Annotated in this window: 15 protein-coding genes; 6 read left to right on the top strand and 9 right to left on the bottom strand. The window is 70.1% G+C overall.

Annotated features, from left to right (window positions below):
* Positions 1–10: 10 nt before the first annotated feature.
* Positions 11–634, top strand: coding sequence for a LysE family transporter (locus J8I34_RS09855; protein ID WP_209772879.1), 624 nt, complete (start codon positions 11–13; stop codon positions 632–634).
* On the opposite strand, the gene thpR is transcribed toward J8I34_RS09855, so the two are convergent.
* From thpR to J8I34_RS09870, 3 genes are read right to left on the bottom strand one after another with little or no spacing between them, the layout of a single operon-like run.
* The gene (thpR, locus tag J8I34_RS09860; protein WP_209805939.1) at positions 618–1,187 is read right to left on the bottom strand and encodes an RNA 2',3'-cyclic phosphodiesterase; all 570 of its coding nucleotides are present in this window, start codon (positions 1,185–1,187) and stop codon (positions 618–620) included. The two genes, J8I34_RS09855 and thpR, sit on opposite strands and share 17 nt — an antisense overlap.
* Before the next feature lie 9 nt (positions 1,188–1,196).
* Positions 1,197–1,700 (bottom strand): methylated-DNA--[protein]-cysteine S-methyltransferase, encoded by a 504-nt coding sequence (locus J8I34_RS09865; protein ID WP_029045165.1) that lies wholly within the window; start codon positions 1,698–1,700, stop codon positions 1,197–1,199.
* Complete coding sequence (locus tag J8I34_RS09870; RefSeq protein WP_209805940.1) at positions 1,697–3,181, bottom strand: DNA-3-methyladenine glycosylase 2 family protein; 1,485 nt, start codon at positions 3,179–3,181, stop codon at positions 1,697–1,699. Before J8I34_RS09870 ends, J8I34_RS09865 begins: the two co-directional genes overlap by 4 nt.
* A 156-nt stretch (positions 3,182–3,337) precedes the next feature.
* Here J8I34_RS09870 and J8I34_RS09875 point away from each other — a divergent pair, with 156 nt between their 5' ends.
* Together J8I34_RS09875 and J8I34_RS09880 are read left to right on the top strand one after the other, a co-directional pair.
* Complete coding sequence (locus J8I34_RS09875) at positions 3,338–6,190, top strand: M16 family metallopeptidase (protein ID WP_209805941.1); 2,853 nt, start codon at positions 3,338–3,340, stop codon at positions 6,188–6,190.
* Between the two features lie 209 nt (positions 6,191–6,399).
* Complete coding sequence (locus J8I34_RS09880) at positions 6,400–6,777, top strand: hypothetical protein (RefSeq protein WP_029045162.1); 378 nt, start codon at positions 6,400–6,402, stop codon at positions 6,775–6,777.
* A 91-nt stretch (positions 6,778–6,868) separates the two neighbouring features.
* Here J8I34_RS09880 and J8I34_RS09885 read toward each other — a convergent pair whose 3' ends face one another.
* The 3 genes from J8I34_RS09885 to J8I34_RS09895 form a co-directional block, all read right to left on the bottom strand.
* On the bottom strand, positions 6,869–7,438 hold the full coding sequence (locus tag J8I34_RS09885) for a hypothetical protein (RefSeq protein WP_029045161.1): 570 nt from the start codon (positions 7,436–7,438) through the stop codon (positions 6,869–6,871).
* A 32-nt stretch (positions 7,439–7,470) separates the two neighbouring features.
* Entirely contained in the window at positions 7,471–8,628 is a 1,158-nt protein-coding gene (locus tag J8I34_RS09890) for an acyl-CoA dehydrogenase family protein (protein WP_029045160.1), read from the bottom strand.
* Between the two features lie 119 nt (positions 8,629–8,747).
* Positions 8,748–10,544 carry an OPT/YSL family transporter gene (locus J8I34_RS09895; protein WP_209805942.1) on the bottom strand — a complete coding sequence of 599 codons (1,797 nt, stop codon included), beginning with the start codon at positions 10,542–10,544 and terminating at the stop codon, positions 8,748–8,750.
* Positions 10,545–10,759: 215 nt separating this feature from the next.
* Between J8I34_RS09895 and J8I34_RS09900 the strand changes: the two genes are divergently transcribed.
* From J8I34_RS09900 to J8I34_RS09910, 3 genes are read left to right on the top strand one after another with little or no spacing between them, the layout of a single operon-like run.
* Entirely contained in the window at positions 10,760–12,469 is a 1,710-nt protein-coding gene (locus J8I34_RS09900) for an FAD-dependent oxidoreductase (RefSeq protein WP_209805943.1), read from the top strand.
* Positions 12,459–12,638 carry a hypothetical protein gene (locus J8I34_RS09905; RefSeq protein ID WP_029045157.1) on the top strand — a complete coding sequence of 60 codons (180 nt, stop codon included), beginning with the start codon at positions 12,459–12,461 and terminating at the stop codon, positions 12,636–12,638. The genes J8I34_RS09900 and J8I34_RS09905 overlap by 11 nt, the downstream gene beginning before the upstream one ends.
* A 34-nt stretch (positions 12,639–12,672) precedes the next feature.
* Positions 12,673–13,140 carry a MarR family winged helix-turn-helix transcriptional regulator gene (locus tag J8I34_RS09910; RefSeq protein WP_029045156.1) on the top strand — a complete coding sequence of 156 codons (468 nt, stop codon included), beginning with the start codon at positions 12,673–12,675 and terminating at the stop codon, positions 13,138–13,140.
* A 21-nt stretch (positions 13,141–13,161) separates the two neighbouring features.
* Here the strand turns inward: J8I34_RS09910 and J8I34_RS09915 are convergent, their stop codons facing one another.
* The 3 genes from J8I34_RS09915 to J8I34_RS09925 form a co-directional block, all read right to left on the bottom strand.
* Positions 13,162–13,617: a YccF domain-containing protein gene (locus tag J8I34_RS09915; RefSeq protein WP_209805944.1), complete on the bottom strand. Its 456-nt coding sequence runs from the start codon at positions 13,615–13,617 to the stop codon at positions 13,162–13,164.
* A gap of 201 nt (positions 13,618–13,818) precedes the next feature.
* On the bottom strand, positions 13,819–15,147 hold the full coding sequence (locus J8I34_RS09920; RefSeq protein WP_209805945.1) for a sensor histidine kinase: 1,329 nt from the start codon (positions 15,145–15,147) through the stop codon (positions 13,819–13,821).
* A complete protein-coding gene (locus J8I34_RS09925; RefSeq protein WP_029045153.1) occupies positions 15,147–15,842 on the bottom strand; it encodes a response regulator in 696 nt (231 codons plus the stop codon). Before J8I34_RS09925 ends, J8I34_RS09920 begins: the two co-directional genes overlap by 1 nt.
* Positions 15,843–15,844 lie beyond the last annotated feature (2 nt).

Below are 15,844 nucleotides of genomic sequence, written 5' to 3' on the forward strand. Positions count from 1 at the left end.
TTCACACAAAATGATTCCAGTCGCCGAATCGTTGGCGGTCGCCGCCGTGACCGTCCTCGCCGTGGTCAGCCCCGGGCCGGACTTCGCCATGGTGACCCGCAACAGCTACCTGCATGGCCGCCGCGCCGGGCTGCTCAGCGCCCTTGGCATCGCGCTGGGGGTGCAGGTCCATGTGCTGTACACGATGTTCGGGGTGGCACTGCTGATGGCGCATGCGCACAGCGTCCTGACGGTGGTGAAGGCGCTGGGCGCGGCCTACCTGGTGTGGATCGGCCTGCAGACGCTGCGCCGGCGCGCGCCGCTGGCGGTCGACCTGCACGGCGCGCCTGCACTGCGGCCGGCCGCGGCCTTGCGCATGGGCTTCCTGACCAATGCGCTGAACCCGAAATGCACGCTTTTTGTCGTCAGCACCTATACGCAGGTGGTCGATGCGCGCACGCCGGTGCCGGTGCAGTTCGGCTATGGCGCGTTCATGTCGCTGGCGCACCTGGCGTGGTTCGGCCTGGTGGCCTGCGTGTTCACCGCGCCGGCGTTGCGTGCGGCGATGCTGCACCGGCAGCGGCTGCTGGACGGCGCCATCGGGTCGGCGCTATGCGGGCTCGGGGTCGCGCTGGGGCTCAGCAACCTGGGGTAGCAGCGGGCCGGACCAGGGGCCACGCCTGCAGCACGAGATGCTCGGCGCCCTGCGGTCCCAGCCGGCTCTCGAACAGCACCAGCCGCTGCACCGGCCAGGGGTCGCTGGCGAGCATGCGCTGCGTGTCGAGCCAGGCGCGCAGCATCGCCTCGGGTACCGTCGGGCGGCAGCGTGCCAGGGTCAGGTGTGGGTGGTAGCGGCGGCGCTCCGGCTCGATGCCGGCGGCATGCGCCAGCGCCTGCCCCACCGCGGCGTGCAGCGCGCGCAGCGCGTCAAGCCCGGGACCCGGCGCGAGGCCGGCCCACAGCACCGACCCCGGGCCGCTGCGGAAGCGGCCCGTGCCTGCAGCCTGCAGGGTGAAGGCGGGCGCCGCGAGTCCTTCGAGCGCGGCGTTCAGCTGCGCCTCGGGCACGCCACATTCGCCGAGGAAATGCAGGGTGAGATGAAGCTGGGTGGCCGGCACCGGGCGCAGGCCGCTGGCCACCGGAAGGGTGGACAGCAACCGCTCCGCCTGCGCGGGCGGGACTTCCACGGCGAAAAACAGGCGCGGCATGGCGCCGGCTCAGGCGCCCGCCGGGCCGATGCCCTCGCGCCGCAGCAGTGCGCGCTTGCGCTCGATGCCGCCGGCGTAGCCGGTCAGTGCGCCGGCGCTGCCGAGCACGCGATGGCAGGGCACGATCACCGACAGCGGGTTGCGCCCCACCGCGCCGCCGACCGCGCGCGCGTGCGTCGGCGGCAGGCCGAGGGCGCCGGCCAGTTCGCCGTAGGACGCCGTTGCGCCGCATGGAATGTCCCGCAGCGCCTGCCAGACGCGCTGCTGGAACGGGCTGCCCGCGAAGCGCACCGGCACGGTGAAGGCGTCGCGCTTGCCGGCGAAGTATTCGGCCAGTTCCTGCGCGGCGCGTTCGAGCACGGCCGCTTCCTGCGGCGATGCCTCGCCGCAGCTCCCCGCCACGTTGGCGGGATAGTACTTCTGCCCCGCGAAGAAGACGCCGGTCAGGCACGTCCCTTCCGCGCGCAGCAGCATGGTGCCCAGCGGGCTGTCGATCTGGCGATGGCTGCTCATGTCATGGTCTCCGGTTCGGACACGGCGGTCGCGTCCTTCATGGTCTCATAGCGATGCCACAGGTGGACCGCCGCATAGGCGCGCCATGGCGCCCATTGCGCGGCGCGCGCGTGCATCGCGCGAACGGTGTCGACGCCCAGCACCTTGCGCAGCGCGTAGTCGGTGCCCGGGAAGGCATCGGGCCAGCCGAGCGCGCGCATGGCGACATACTGCGCGGTCCAATCGCCGATGCCATCGATGGCGCGCAGCGCCGCCACGGTCGCTTCGGGCGGCGCGTGCGCGTCGAGCGCGATCGTGCCGTCGGCCACGCGCTGCGCCAGTGCCTGCAACGTGTGCGCCTTGCCCGCCGGCACGCCGGCATCGCGCAGGTCCTGCAGCGGCATGGCGGCGATGGTGGCGGCGCTCGGGAACAGGTGGCAAAGGCTGCCGGGCATTGCATCGGGCAGCGTTCCCGGCGCAGCCGCGCGCTGCGCCAATGCGGCCAGGATGCGGCGCGCATGCGTCACCGAAATGACCTGCCCCACCACCGCACGCACGGCAATCTCGAACCCGTCGACGCTGCCCGGCAAGCGCATGCCCGGCACGGCCTGCGCAAGCTCGCCGAGATGGCGGTCGACCACATCGGGGCGGCAACCCAGGTCGCACAGCCGCCGCACCTTGCCCAGCGTCTGCGGGATCGTGCGCGCCAGCGACGCAGACAAGGTCACGCGCAGCACCATGCGGCGCGGCACATGCTCGATGCGGACCCAGCCGGCATGCACGGTGCCGCCCGCTTCCACACGCAGCGTGCGCGCATAGGCGCCGTCGCGGATCTCTTCGATGCCATCCACCGCGCGCGTGGCCAGGAAGCGCAGCAGCGCCTCCCACGCCAGCGGCGGCCGGTAGCCAAGTTCGAACACGAGGCGGTCGGCCACGCCGTCGGTAGCGCGCCGGCGCAGCGCGAGCGGGGTCAGACCGTAGCGCGTCTTCAGCACATCGTTGAAGCGGCGCACGCTGCCGAAGCCCGCCGCCAGCGCCACCTCGGTCACCGGCAGCGCGGTGTCCGCCAGCAGGCGCTTGGCCAGCAGCAAACGCTGTGTCTGCGCGTATTCGAGCACCGAGACACCGAACTGCGCGTCGAACAGGCGCCGCAAATGCCGCTCGGTCACGCCGATGCGCGCGGCCAGCGTGGCGACGCTGCCTTCGGCCATGAAGCCTTCGTCGATCAGCGTGGCGGCGGCCTGCGCGAGCCGGCCCGAGATATCGGCCAGGCCGTGGCCCGGCGCCAGTTCGGGGCGGCAGCGCAGGCAGGGGCGGAAGCCGTGCTTCTCGGCGGCGGCGGCACTTTCGTAGAAGGTGCAGTTCTCGCGCCTGGGGGTACGCACTGCGCACACCGGCCGGCAATACACGCCGGTCGAGGATACGCCTACGAAGAAGCGCCCGTCGAAGCGGCGGTCATGTGATGCCACGGCCTTGTAGCAGGTATCGGGATCGAGGTTCATGCCGGCATGCTACCGCTTCGGCAACCTGCGCACCGGCTGGATTCGGACATTTTCCTCTGGCATGCAGACGTGGGCTGCGGCACAGTTCCAGGTACGGGCGGCGGCTAGAATTGCGCTTTACGCCACCACCCGGCCTAGCCAAATCCCGGAGACGCCATGCGCCGTTTTGCCCTGCACCTGTCGATGCTTGCCGCGCTGGCCCCACTGCCCGCGCCGGCGCAACCCGTGCAGCCGGCGCCGGCGGCATCGCCTGCGCTGGCGCGGCAGGTCACCACCGTGGAGGGCATCACCGAGTACCGCCTGCCCAACGGCCTGCGCATCGTCCTGGCGCCGGACGCGGCCAAGCCCACCACCACGGTCAACATCACCTACCTCGTGGGCAGCCGCCACGAGAACTACGGCGAGACCGGCATGGCCCACCTGCTCGAGCACCTGCTGTTCAAGGGCACGCCATCGCTGCCGGGCAAGGCCATCCCTGCCGAGTTCGCGCGGCGCGGCATGAGCATCAACGGCACCACCGCGCAGGACCGTACCAACTACTTCGGCACCTTTGCCGCCAGCGACGAAAACCTCGACTGGGCGCTGCGCATGGAAGCGGACCGCATGGTCAACAGCGTGCTGTCCAAGGCCGACCTCGACAGTGAAATGACCGTGGTGCGCAACGAGATGGAAATGGGCGAGAACAGTCCATCGCGCATGCTGATGCAGCAGACCATGTCCGCCGCATACCGCTGGCACAACTACGGCAAGGCCCCGATCGGCGCGCGCAGCGATGTCGAGAACGTCAGCATCGACAGCCTGCGCGCGTTCTACCGGCGCTACTACCAGCCCGACAACGCCGTGCTGGTAGTGGCGGGCAGGTTCGACCCCGCCGCCACGCTGGCCCGCATCGAGCGCTACTTTGGCCCCATCCCGCGCCCCACGCGCGTGCTGCCGCCCGAGCATACGGTCGAGCCGGCGCAGGAAGGCGCGCGCGAACTGGTGGTCATGCGGCCCGGCGACAACAGCCTGGTGGCCGCGCAGTACCACGTCAGCCCCGGCGCGCATCCCGACACCACGGCACTGTCGCTGCTGACGATCATCCTCGGCGACACGCCCGGCGGACGCCTGTACAAGGCGCTGGTCGAGCGCGGCCAGGCCGCTTCGATCGGCAGCGCTTTCTATTCGATGAAGGATCCCGGCACGCTGCTGTTCATGGCGGAGACGTCCAGGGACCAGTCGCTCGCAGCCGCGCGCGCAGGCCTGATCACGCAGGTCGAAGGCTTTGCCGAGGCCCCCGTGACCGAAGCCGAGCTGGAACGCGCGCGCGTGCGCATGCGCAATGCCTACGACCACTACATGAGCGACCCGGGCGCGCTTGGTATCGCCCTGTCCGAAGCCATTGCCAAGGGCGACTGGCGGCTGTTCTTCCTGAACCGCGACCGCATCGAGACGACCACGCTGGCAGACGTGCAGCGCGTGGCACAGAACTACCTGCAGTCGTCGAACCGCACCGTGGGCCTGTTCGTGCCGTCCGCGCAGCCAGCCCGCGCGCAGGTGCCCGCTACGCCGGATGTCGCCGCGATGGTCAGTGGCTACCAGGGCAAGCCGGCGCTGGCCGCGGTCGCGCCGTTCGACCCCAGCCCAGCCAATATCGAAGCACATACCACGCGCCAGACGCTGGCCAACGGCATGCAGCTGGCCCTGCTGCCCAAACCCGCGCGCGGCGAGGTGGTGCACGGCGTGCTGGTGCTGCGCATGGGAGACGCGCAGAGCCTGCAAGGGCTGACCACGGTGGGGGCGATGACCGCGACGATGCTTCGGCGCGGCGCCGGCGGCATGAGCCGCGAGCAGATCGCCGACCGCATCGAGGCGCTGCGCGCGCGCGTCGGCATCGGCGGCAATTCCGAGCGCGTGACCGTCAGCTTCGAGACGCGCCGGGCCCAGCTGCCCGAGCTGCTGGCACTGCTGCGCGAGATCCTGCGCGCGCCTGACTTCCCCGAAGCGGAATTCGAGACGCTGCGCAAGACCAGCATCGCCGATATCGAAAGCATCCAGAGCCAGCCGGGCGTGATGGCATCGAATGCACTCGGCCGTCACGGTGACCCCTATCCCGTGGGCGACCCGCGCCACGCGCGCAGTTTCGCCGAGAACATCGCCGACCTGCGCGCGGCCACGCTGGCGCAGGTGCGGGATTTCCATGCGCGTTTCTACGGCGCGGGCAATGCGCAACTGAGCCTGGTCGGGGACTTCGACGCGCCGGCCGCGGCGGCGCAGGCCGCGCAGCTGTTCGGCGACTGGACCGCAGCGCAGCCGTATGCGCGCGTCGACCGGCCCTTCGTGCCGATTCCGCCGGCAGAACTCACGCTCCCCGCGCCGGGCAAGGCGAATGCCGTCTACGTGGCCGCGGCGCCGATCGACCTGACCAGCGACTCGCCGGACTATGCGCTGATGATGATCGCGAACCGCGTGCTGGGGGGTGCCAGCCTGCGCAGCCGGCTGGCCGACCGCCTGCGCCAGCAGGAGGGGTTGAGCTACGGCGCCAGCAGCTGGGTACAGGTGGGCGCGCTCGACCGCGCCGGCCGCTTCGGCGTGCAGGCGCAGTATGCGCCGCAGAACCTCGCGCGCTTGCAGCGCGCGGTCGCCGACGAACTCGAGCGCTTCACGCGCGACGGCATCACCGCACCGGAACTGGCGGAAGCGGTCAGCGGCCTGCTGCAGCAGGGCACGGTCAGCCGCAGCAATGACGCAGCGCTGGCGGGTACGCTTGCCTACCAGCTCTACCTGGGCCGCACCATGGCCTTCACCGCGGAACTCGAGACACGCCTGCGCGCGGCCACGACGGAATCGGTCAACGCCGCGATCCGGCGATATATACAGGCGGGGGGAATGTCCCGCGTCTATGCGGGCGACTTCAGCGGGGCGCTCGCGGCGCAACCGACTCACGCACGCGATGCGGCCAGCGGCAGCCAGCCAGGCGGCGGGGCGAGCACCGAAGCCGCCGGCACCACGCCGGCCGCGCAGCCCTGACATACCGGGGAAACAAAATTCGGCTGCACTGGCGGGCGGCCAGGCTAAGTGCCGGGTAAGGACCGGGTAAAGGCCGGGTAAGCACCGGGTAAGGGCCGGGTAAGGGCCGGGCGCGCAGGACAGGCGGGCAGGCACCGCGATGCAGGCTCTTGCCGCGACCCCGGGTTGACTGTATATTCGTACAGTATAAGTCGATACAAGAGGTGTGGATGTCAATCGTGCGAGCTGGCAGCAAGGCAGAAGCGCTCCGGCTTCTGGCCTCGGAAGACGTGCTGGCCCTGGAGCTGGACTATGAGACGGGCTGGCAGGATGCGGTCGAACTCGGCAGGCTCGGAGAAAAGCGCGGTATCAAGGTGCAGTATCGCGGACAGGAAAGCATTGCCGTCCGCTCCCGCGAAGCCCTGATCGAAGGGCTCGCCAAACCCAAGGGCACGTTCCGCCAACGCAATCTCTATTGCCAGTTCGACCTCGGCACGCTGGCGGACCATGAACTGCTCGAACTCGAAGCCAAGGCCACGCGGCTCGGGGACTATATTCTCGCCGGCCACCTGCTGCGCGATGTCGATGGCGTGTGGCCGCAGCAATAGCCGCAGCAATAGCCGCAGCAATAAGCGCAGCAACCAAGAATAAAGGCCGCCATGCCGGCGGCCCTCGACCTTCTCATCGCACCCGGCGCGATCAGTGCCAGACCCGCGTCGCGTTGGCCCATCGCGCCGCGCACGATTGCGTGGCGACAGCAGCGATCGCCCTGGCCGCCTCATCGGCTTCGGCGAGCTGTCCGGCATTGGCCGACGACACCTGCGCGGCGCTGTCCAGTGCCGTGCGCCACATGACTGCCGACACCAGCGTCTTGCATTGGCGGCGTTCGCCATGCGCCAGCGCCAGCAGGCGCTCGTAGCCCTCCATCACGATCAGGCGGTCGCCGCGGCACGGCTGCAGTTGCAGCGTGTACAGGTGATCGCATTCGCAATGCAGGCTACCGCCGCTTATCGCCAGCACGATCGCGCCAGGCAGCGCGATGCCGCTGGCCTGCACCTCGCGGCGCAAGCGCGCCAGATGCGCCTGCGCGCGCGGGTCGCTGACCTGGGCGATGTTGGCCGGCACCGCGCCCAGCGCCATCAGCTCCGCGGGCGATACCGCCAGCGTGTACGCCTGCAGCGCACTGCGATAGGACGCCACCACCGCGCGCAGGCGGTGCGGCGTGTCAACGTCATGGCCTGCCGGCCCGCGATCCTGCCAATCGTTCATGTCGACTCCTGCCGCGCCGGGCGGTTGCATGGTCAGTCGCGCAGCAGCTGCTTGGCGATGATCAACTGCTGGATCTGCGTGGTGCCTTCATACAGGCGCAGCAGGCGCACGTCGCGGTAGAAGCGCTCGGCCTTGTACTCGGCGATATAGCCGGCGCCGCCGTGGATCTGCACGGCGCGGTCGGCCACGCGGCCCACCATCTCGGTACAGAACATCTTGGTGCAGGAGGCCAGCATGCTGACTTCCGGATCGCTCTTGCCTGCGGGCTTGGCGTCATAGCGCTGCGCGCAGTCGCGCACCATCGACAGGCCGGCATAGAGCTCTGCCTGGCTGTCGGCCAGCATGGCCTGGATCAGCTGGAAGTCGCCAATGGGCTTGCCGAACTGCTTGCGCTCCTTGGCATACGCCACCGCGTCGGTGATCAGGCGATGCGCCATGCCGCAGGCCAGCGCCGAGAGATGCAGGCGGCCGCGGTCGAGCACCTTCATGGCGGTCTTGAAGCCCACGCCCGGCACGCCGCCGATGATATTGGCGGCGGGCACGCGCGCGTTCTCCAGCACCACGTCGCAGGTCTTGGTGCCGCGCTGGCCCATCTTCTTGTCCGGCTTGCCCAGCGAGATGCCCGGGGTGTCGGCCGGCACGATAAAGGACGAAATGCCCGAGGCACCCGGACCGCCAGTGCGCGCCATCAGCGTGAAGGCGCCGGCGCGGGGTGCGTTGGTGATAAAACGCTTGGTGCCGTTGATGACGTAGTGGTCGCCGTCCAGCTCGGCCCTGGTCTGCAGCGAGGCGGCGTCGGAGCCGGCATTCGGCTCGGTCAGCGCAAACGAGATGATCAGGTCGCCGCTGGCGATACGCGGCAGGTAAGACTGCTTCTGCGCTTCAGTGCCATCCATCAGGATGCCCTGCGAGCCGATGCCGACGTTGGTGCCGAACACCGAGCGGAAGGCAAACGCGGTGTGGCCGAGGTCATACACCACATCGCATTCCTGCGACATCGACAGGCCGATGCCGCCGTAGTTTTCGGGAATGGAGATGCCGAACAGGCCCATCTCCTTCATGTCCGCGACGATATCGGCGGGGACGTCGTCGATCTCTTCCAGCGTGTCCTCGGCGGGCTTCAGGCGTTCGTCGATGAAGCGCTGCACCGAGGCGCGCAGCAGGGCAAAGGATTCTTGGTCAAGGGCCATGAGGATTCTCCGGGTCAGGCGGTACTTCTGTCTGGCCGACATGGTACGCCGGCCGTGCGATTTGACAATCCACTGGAGATTGGACAGAAGCGTCAATGGAATTTGACAATCCGCCGCTGTCAGCTCCACGTCACTGCGAGCAGCCCGATCAGGCCGAGGGCCAGTGCCGCCAGCGCGTCGCCGGCGATCAGGCCGCCGCCCAGCAGCGATGCGGTGCTCATGTCCCCGGGCAGCGCCTGCCGGTCATGCCTGGCCCCCGGCTTGCGCCTGGCCATGGCGCCGCCGACACTTGCCGCCACGCCGCCAGCGGCCATCCAGCCGGCTGCTGACAGGTTGACGAAGCCGCCGAAGGACGAGGCATAGGGTGACGGCAGCAGCACCGCATCCAGCAGGAAATCCGCCACCCTGCCCGGCAGGCCAGACTGCGCGAAGCGCTGCCACGCCGGGCCGCCCAGGATGACCCTGCGCAGCACCGCCGTCGCCAGCCCCAGTGCCAGCCCGAGCGCCACCGCGGCATGCTGCGCGGCGCGCGGCTGCGCCAGCCCGTGCAGCACGCCGACGATCTTGTAGGTCATGGCCGAGGTCCAGCGCGCCGGCTGCTGGTCCGCCGGCAGCTGGGTCTGGTCCAGCGCCAGCACCGGATACGCCTGCATGAACAGCCGCGCCATCGCCACGGCAACAAGCGCGCCCACCACGATACCGGCGACCTGATAGCCGAACTGCACCATGCGGTCGCTGCCGAGGCGCCAGCCGGTGGAGCGGTCCTGCTGCATGTCGCTGGCTTCGGCGGTCGCCACCAGCAGCACGGTCGCCGCGATCAGGCCGACATGCGGCGCGCGCAAGCCGGCCGCGGCCATCAGGATCACCGTCAGCACGAAGGCGGACGAGATCGGGTTCTGGTCGACCATGCCGACCGAGATGCCGTTGACCAGCGCGAACACCAGCACCAGCAGCACCGCCATCAGCTGGAAGCCCAGCGGCTGGCCGAACCACGCCACGCCCGCGGCTACGGTGCCCACGCCCCACAGCAGCGCCCACGCGGCCACCCAGGCCATGCCGGGCCCACGCCGCGCCTGCGCCTCCCGCGAGGCCTGGCTGCGCCAGCGTCGCCACGCCTGCGCCAGCAGCAGCGCGACATCGAGCGCCGCCGCGCCCATGATCATGCCCAGCGCCACCAGGAAGGTAGCCTTGCGATACGGTTCGCCAGGCGCGAGCCACCCCACGGACACGAACCACGGCGTCAGCGCCCAGCCGGCAAGGCCACCCACCAGCGCGGCAATACCGATGCGCGCCCCGACGATCATGCCGGCGCCGAAGGTTGCCGCCGACAGGTCCAGCGCCGCCAGCCACGGCACGCGCGCGGCGCCCAGGCCGCTGGCCATCCCCAGCGCCATGCCGCCGCCCAGCCGCGCCACCGAGCGCCGCAGCAGCACCGGGTCGGTCAGCGCGCGCAGGATATTGGCAACCGCCAGTCCCGACGGGAACATCAGCTGCATGCGGTCCACCAGCAATGGCGTGTACAGCATGCCGATGCCAACGCCATACATGCCGATGCACAGCATGTAGAGCACGAGCTGCCACAGCGGCGGTGACGGCATGCCCATCCAGGCCATCGCCTGCAGCACCACGGCCATGCCACCCATTCCCGCCACCGACGCCGCCGCGGTCTGGATGTAGTTGGCACCATGCCGGCCCGGTGCGCCATAGCCCGCCGTCACCACCGAGCCAAGTATGCCGGCCAGCACCTGGCCACCGACAAAGAAGCCCAGCGAGAAATTCATGTAAGCCGCGGCTATGCCGCCGAGCGGCCCGAGCACCAGCATGCCGGCGGCGCCCAGCAGCGCGTGGTAGCGCCAGCTGCCGGCAGCTGGCAGCCAGCTGGCGCGGGGCACGGCGTCGGTGGGCAGGATTGGCATGGCGAAGGCTCGGAGGCAGCAGTAGCGGGGTGCGCTCTGCGAAGCATAGGCCACGGCACGGGGTGGGCGATGCGACTTGCCTCCCTACTTGCCTCCCTACTTGCCTCCCTTTGACGAGCGGAGCCGTTGAGCCAAGCGGGTAAACACTAGTTTCGCGCGCAACTATCTGGGATATAGTTTCGCACACAACCAATTGCACAGAACGAGACCCCGCCATGCCAGACTCCACCGTCCCCCACGCGGCCGTGCCGCCGGCACCGCCTCCCGTTACCGCGCGCCCCTGGCCGCGACACGTACCCGTGCTGATCGCCGGCGGCGGCCCGGTCGGGCTGGCGCTGGCGGCGCTGCTGGCGCGCTACGGCATCGCCACGCTGGTGGTCGAGGCCGACGACGGCTACTGCGCCGGGAGCCGCGCCATCTGCATGTCGCGCCGCTCGCTCGAGATCCTGGGCTGGGTCGGCGCGGACCGGCAAACGGTCGAAACCGGCCTGCCCTGGGTGGGCGGCCGCAGCTACTACCGCGACGCCGAGGTGCTGCACTTCCGCATGCCGAGCGAGCCTGACGAACGCTTTGCGCCGATGGTCAATATCCAGCAGTACTACCTCGAAGCGTTCGCGCACGAGGCCGCGCTGCGGGGGGCCACGCCGGCCGACGTGCGCTTCGGTGCGCGCGTGCGCGCGGTGCGGCCGCATGACGGTGGCGTCGTCGCCGAAATCGAAAGCGCCGACGGCGTGGCGCAGGTCGACGCGCAATGGCTGGTGGCCTGCGACGGCGGCCGCAGCACTGTGCGCGAGCAACTGGGCCTGCGCATGGAAGGCACGCAGTATGAAGGCCGCTACGTGATCGTCGACATCGTGCAGAAGACCCGGCGCGAGGTGGAGCGGCTGGCCTGGTTCGACCCGCCGTCGAATCCGGGCTCGACCATCCTGATGCACCGCCAGCCTGACGACGTCTGGCGCATCGACTACCAGATCCGCGACGACGAGGATCCCGAGGAAGCGGTCAAGCCGGAGAATGTGCTGCCGCGCGTGCAGAGCCACCTCGACATGATCGGCGAGACCGAACCCTGGCAGCCGCAGTGGATCTCGATCTACAACGCCAAGTGCCTGACGCTGCCGGACTATCGCCACGGCCGCGTGCTGTTCGCCGGCGACGCCGCGCACCTGGTGCCGATCTTCGGCGTGCGCGGGCTCAACTCGGGGCTGGACGACGCCGGCAACCTGGCGTGGAAGCTGGCCGCGGTAGTACGCGGCCAGGCGGCGGACAGCCTGCTCGACTCCTATTCGGTCGAGCGCGTCCACGCCACCCGGCAGAACATCGCCTACGGCGCCAAGAGCACCGAATTCATGGCGCCGCCCGACTTTGCCTTCCGCCTGATGCGCGAAGCCACGCTGCGGCTGGCACAGGGCGACAGCCCGGTGCGTTCGCTGATCAACCCGCGCCAGTCGGCACCGATCGCCTATGCCGGTTCGCCGCTGAACGGAGCCAGCGACTTCGGCGCCGACTGCCCCGGCGCCGCGCCCGGGTTGCCCGCTCCGGAGGCGCGCGTCGCCAGCGCGGAAGGCATCGGCCACCTGACGCAATGCTTCGGGCAGCGCTTCACGCTGCTGTACTTCGGCGACTCGCCGACGCTGCCCGCCCCGCTGGCCGCGCTGGCGCAGGCCCATCCGCATACGCTGCAGGCACGCGTGGTCGTCAACGGCACCACCGCCCCCGCAGAGGGCGCGCTCGCCGATGTCGCCGGCCAGGCGCAGTCGCGCTACGGCGCCCGGCCCGGCACGCTCTACGCGATCCGCCCCGACGGATACGTGCTGTCGCGCTGGCGCGCGCCCGCATGGGACGACGTCGGCGCAACCCTCGCCCCGCTGATGCAAACCCCGCAATCCCCGCAACCCCAGCAGTCCGGAGCCCGCCATGCAAGCTGATGACCTTGACCTCGCCTATACCCGCCTGTGCGAAGCCATGGGCCGCGTTGGCGAAGAACGATCCCCGCTGCTGCTGGCGATGATGTGCCTTGGGCTGATGAGCCGGCAGGAATCGCTGGCACCGGTGCTTGCATTGATCGACGAGGCGGAGGCGCGCAGCCAGCCGTAGGCACTACAATGCCGACGCCCGACCGCACATCGCCATGAAACCACTGCCACGCCTGGACCAGTTCCTGACCTACCGCCTGCACCAGGTCAACAAGCTCAGCGACAAGGACAGCGCTGCCGCCTACCTGGAGCAGTGCGGCCTGCTGCTGAGCGAAGGCCGCTGCCTGGCCGCGATCGGCGCGTTCGCGCCGCTGTCGGTCAACGCGCTGGCGCACCGCGCCAACCTGACCAAGGGCCAGGCCAGCCGCTCGGCGCAGGCGCTGGTGGAACGGGGGCTGGTCAGCAAGGAATCCAGCGCCGCCGATGGCCGCGGCGTGGTGCTGTCGCTGACCGCGCAGGGCAAGCCGCTGTACCGGCAGGCGATCGCCATGATTGCGCGGCGCAATGACGAGATCTTCGGCTGCCTGAGCGAGGATGAGCAGGCGCTGCTCGGCAGCCTGCTCGACCGGCTGGTCGCGCACGCCGCCCGGCAGGACGGCGCGGCGGGTATTGACGAAACCTAGGACGAAACCTAGCGACGAAACCTAGCGACGCAGGCCGTCTACGTCTGCGCGCGCACCGTCGCGGCGCGCGGCTTCGGCTACCTCATTGGCGACCACGGTCTGGCCGATCGGCGCCAGCGCGATGCCGGCCAGCTTCAGGTGCTGGATTGCGAACGGGATGCCGATGATGGTGACGAAGTTGGCGACCGCCGCCATCACGTGGCCGAGCGCCAGCCACACGCCGGCAAACACAAACCACAGCACATTGCCCACCAGCCCGAGGGCGCCGGTGCCGACATCGTCGCGCCCGGTCAGCTCGCGCCGGCTGATGGCCTGCTTGCCGAACGGGAAGAAGGTGAAGCTGCCGATCACGAAACAGGCCTTGCCCCACGGGATGCCGACGATCGAGAGAAAGCAGAGCAGCCCGGCCAGCCACCAGGCCAGGCCCATCACCACGCCGCCGAGGATGAACCAGAGGAAGTTGCCGATTGCGCGCATGCCAGCCTTTTGTGTGTGAGCAGGAGAGAACTCCGATGATACGCGCGGCGCCAGAGCGTACCCATTTCTGCGTGCCCGTCTGCGTAACCCCTACTGCCTGCCCGAGCGTCCGATGATGACTGCTGGGCATGGCTCGCGCGCCGCACGTCATTGCGTCGCACCAGCAAAGCGTACCCATTTCTGCGTGACTCTCGCCAGCGCTCACGCGGCCGGAAATGTGACCCTGACGCGCAGCCCCGGCCGCGCGTCCTCCAGCGCCACCCGCGCCCCGTGCGACTGCGCGATCTCCGCCACGATCGCCAGGCCCAGCCCGCTGCCGCCGGTCGGCGCCTCGGGCAGGCGGTAGAAGCGGTCGAACACACGCTCGCGCTCCCCGACCGCAATGCCGGGGCCGTTGTCGCTGACCACCAGTTCGACCGAACGCCCGTCGGCCCCGCGTGCCACCTGCACGTCGATGCGGCTGCCGGCCGGGATATAGGCCAGCGCGTTGTCCAGCAGGTTGGTCAGCAGGATGCGCAAGGCATCGGCATCACCACACACGATCGCCGGCGCCGCGTTGGCGTCGCCATCCACGCCCAGGTCGATATCGCGATCCAGCGCGGCCTGGGCCAGTTCCGCCACCACGCCGGCGGCCAGCGCGCGCAGCTCGACAGGCTCGCGCGGCGGCGTGGCGGCGCCGGGCTCCTGCCGCGCCAGAGTCAGCAGCTGCGTGACGAGGTGGGTCAGCCGCTCCAGCCCCTGGCGCAGCTTCGCCACGGCCTCGTCGCGCGCCGCGCCGTTGTCGGCACGCTCGACCAGCTGGGCCTGCAACTGCAGCGCGGCCAGCGGCGTGCGCAGCGCGTGGGCGGCGTCGGCCACGAAGGCGCGCTGCGTGTCGATGGCGTGCGAGAGCCGAGCCAGCAACTGGTTCAGCGCGACGCTGAGCGGCGCAATCTCGTCCGGCATCTGTCGCACCGCAAGCGGTTCCAGCGTGGTGGCGTCGCGCGCGCGTACTTCGGCGGCGATCTCGCGCAGCGGCCGCAGGCCGCGGCCCACCGCCATCCATACCAGCCAGCCCAGCAGCGGCAGCAGCAACAGCAGCGGCGCCACGGTACGCAGCGCCATGCGCGCGGCCAGCGTGCGGCGCGCGCTCATCGGCTGCGCGATCTGCACCACGGTGGGCCCGAGCTGCATGCTGTACAGCCGCCATTCGCCCTGCTGCGTGGTCACGTTGGAGAAGCCCAGCTCGGCACGCGCGGGCAGCGCCGGGTGCGAATGCGACAGGTACAGGCTGCGCCCGGAGCCGTCCCAGATATGGATGACGACGTCCTCGTCGGCATGCGTCAGGTCGCCGGGCGAGCCGATGAAGGGCGGCGCCACCGGGTCGGCAAAGCGGCTCGGCAGCGCCGCGGCCATCTGCTTCATCTGGTAGTCGAACAGCGCATTGGCTTCCTGGCGCGCCTGGCCGTAGATCAGCACGGTGGCAATGGCAATGCCGGCGAGCAGTCCCGCGGCCAGCCACCACAGCAGGGTTCGCTGGATCGAGCGCATCAGGCGGGCTCTCCCTCGCCATCCAGGCGCGGCACCACATAGCCCACGCCGCGGATATTGCGGATCAGCGCGGCGCCGAACTTCTTGCGCAGCGCGTGGATATAGACCTCTACGGTATTGCTGCCGACCTCGTCGTCCCAGCCGTAGAGGCGCTCCTGCAGCTGCGGCACCGACCACACCTTGCCCGGCCGCGACATCAGCGCCGACAGCAGCGCGAACTCGCGCGCCGACAGCCGTACCGGCTCGCCGCGGTGCGTGACCTCGCGCGTGGACGGGTTGAGCACGATCTCGCCATAGCTCACCAGCGGCTCGGCCCGGCCCGCGGCGCGGCGCGCGAGCGCGTGCATGCGCGCGGCCAGTTCCTGCAGGTCGAAGGGCTTGACCAGGTAGTCGTCGGCGCCGGCATTGAGGCCCGCGACTCGGTCGGCTACCGCGTCGCGCGCGGTCAGGATCAGCACCGGCGTTGGCACGCCGCGCGTGCGCAGCGTGCGCAGCACGTCAAGCCCCGGGCGGCGCGGCAGGCCGAGGTCGAGCAGCACCAGGTCGTAGCACGCTTCGCCTTCCTGCGACGACGTGGCCGCGGCCAGGCCCGCATCGCCATCGCGCACCCAGTCGACGGTGAAGCCCTCCTGCCGCAGCGCCTGCCTGACGCTGTCGCCGATCATGGCGTCGTCTTCCACCAACAGCACGCGCATGG

The sequence above is a fragment of the Cupriavidus phytohabitans genome, assembly GCF_017815025.1.
GTDB lineage: Bacteria > Pseudomonadota > Gammaproteobacteria > Burkholderiales > Burkholderiaceae > Cupriavidus.

What these genes read in the sequence shown, in the direction of transcription:
- J8I34_RS09875 (WP_209805941.1), top strand. Translation starts at nt 3,338, where the DNA reads ATGCGCCGTTTTGCCCTGCACCTGTCGATGCTTGCCGCGCTGGCCCCA.
- J8I34_RS09870 (WP_209805940.1), bottom strand. Translation starts at nt 3,181, where the DNA reads ATGAACCTCGATCCCGATACCTGCTACAAGGCCGTGGCATCACATGAC.
- J8I34_RS09900 (WP_209805943.1), top strand. Translation starts at nt 10,760, where the DNA reads ATGCCAGACTCCACCGTCCCCCACGCGGCCGTGCCGCCGGCACCGCCT.
- J8I34_RS09885 (WP_029045161.1), bottom strand. Translation starts at nt 7,438, where the DNA reads ATGAACGATTGGCAGGATCGCGGGCCGGCAGGCCATGACGTTGACACG.
- J8I34_RS09920 (WP_209805945.1), bottom strand. Translation starts at nt 15,147, where the DNA reads ATGCGCTCGATCCAGCGAACCCTGCTGTGGTGGCTGGCCGCGGGACTG.
- J8I34_RS09925 (WP_029045153.1), bottom strand. Translation starts at nt 15,842, where the DNA reads ATGCGCGTGCTGTTGGTGGAAGACGACGCCATGATCGGCGACAGCGTC.
- J8I34_RS09880 (WP_029045162.1), top strand. Translation starts at nt 6,400, where the DNA reads ATGTCAATCGTGCGAGCTGGCAGCAAGGCAGAAGCGCTCCGGCTTCTG.
- J8I34_RS09915 (WP_209805944.1), bottom strand. Translation starts at nt 13,617, where the DNA reads ATGCGCGCAATCGGCAACTTCCTCTGGTTCATCCTCGGCGGCGTGGTG.
- J8I34_RS09865 (WP_029045165.1), bottom strand. Translation starts at nt 1,700, where the DNA reads ATGAGCAGCCATCGCCAGATCGACAGCCCGCTGGGCACCATGCTGCTG.
- J8I34_RS09890 (WP_029045160.1), bottom strand. Translation starts at nt 8,628, where the DNA reads ATGGCCCTTGACCAAGAATCCTTTGCCCTGCTGCGCGCCTCGGTGCAG.
- J8I34_RS09905 (WP_029045157.1), top strand. Translation starts at nt 12,459, where the DNA reads ATGCAAGCTGATGACCTTGACCTCGCCTATACCCGCCTGTGCGAAGCC.
- thpR (WP_209805939.1), bottom strand. Translation starts at nt 1,187, where the DNA reads ATGCCGCGCCTGTTTTTCGCCGTGGAAGTCCCGCCCGCGCAGGCGGAG.
- J8I34_RS09895 (WP_209805942.1), bottom strand. Translation starts at nt 10,544, where the DNA reads ATGCCAATCCTGCCCACCGACGCCGTGCCCCGCGCCAGCTGGCTGCCA.
- J8I34_RS09910 (WP_029045156.1), top strand. Translation starts at nt 12,673, where the DNA reads ATGAAACCACTGCCACGCCTGGACCAGTTCCTGACCTACCGCCTGCAC.
- J8I34_RS09855 (WP_209772879.1), top strand. Translation starts at nt 11, where the DNA reads ATGATTCCAGTCGCCGAATCGTTGGCGGTCGCCGCCGTGACCGTCCTC.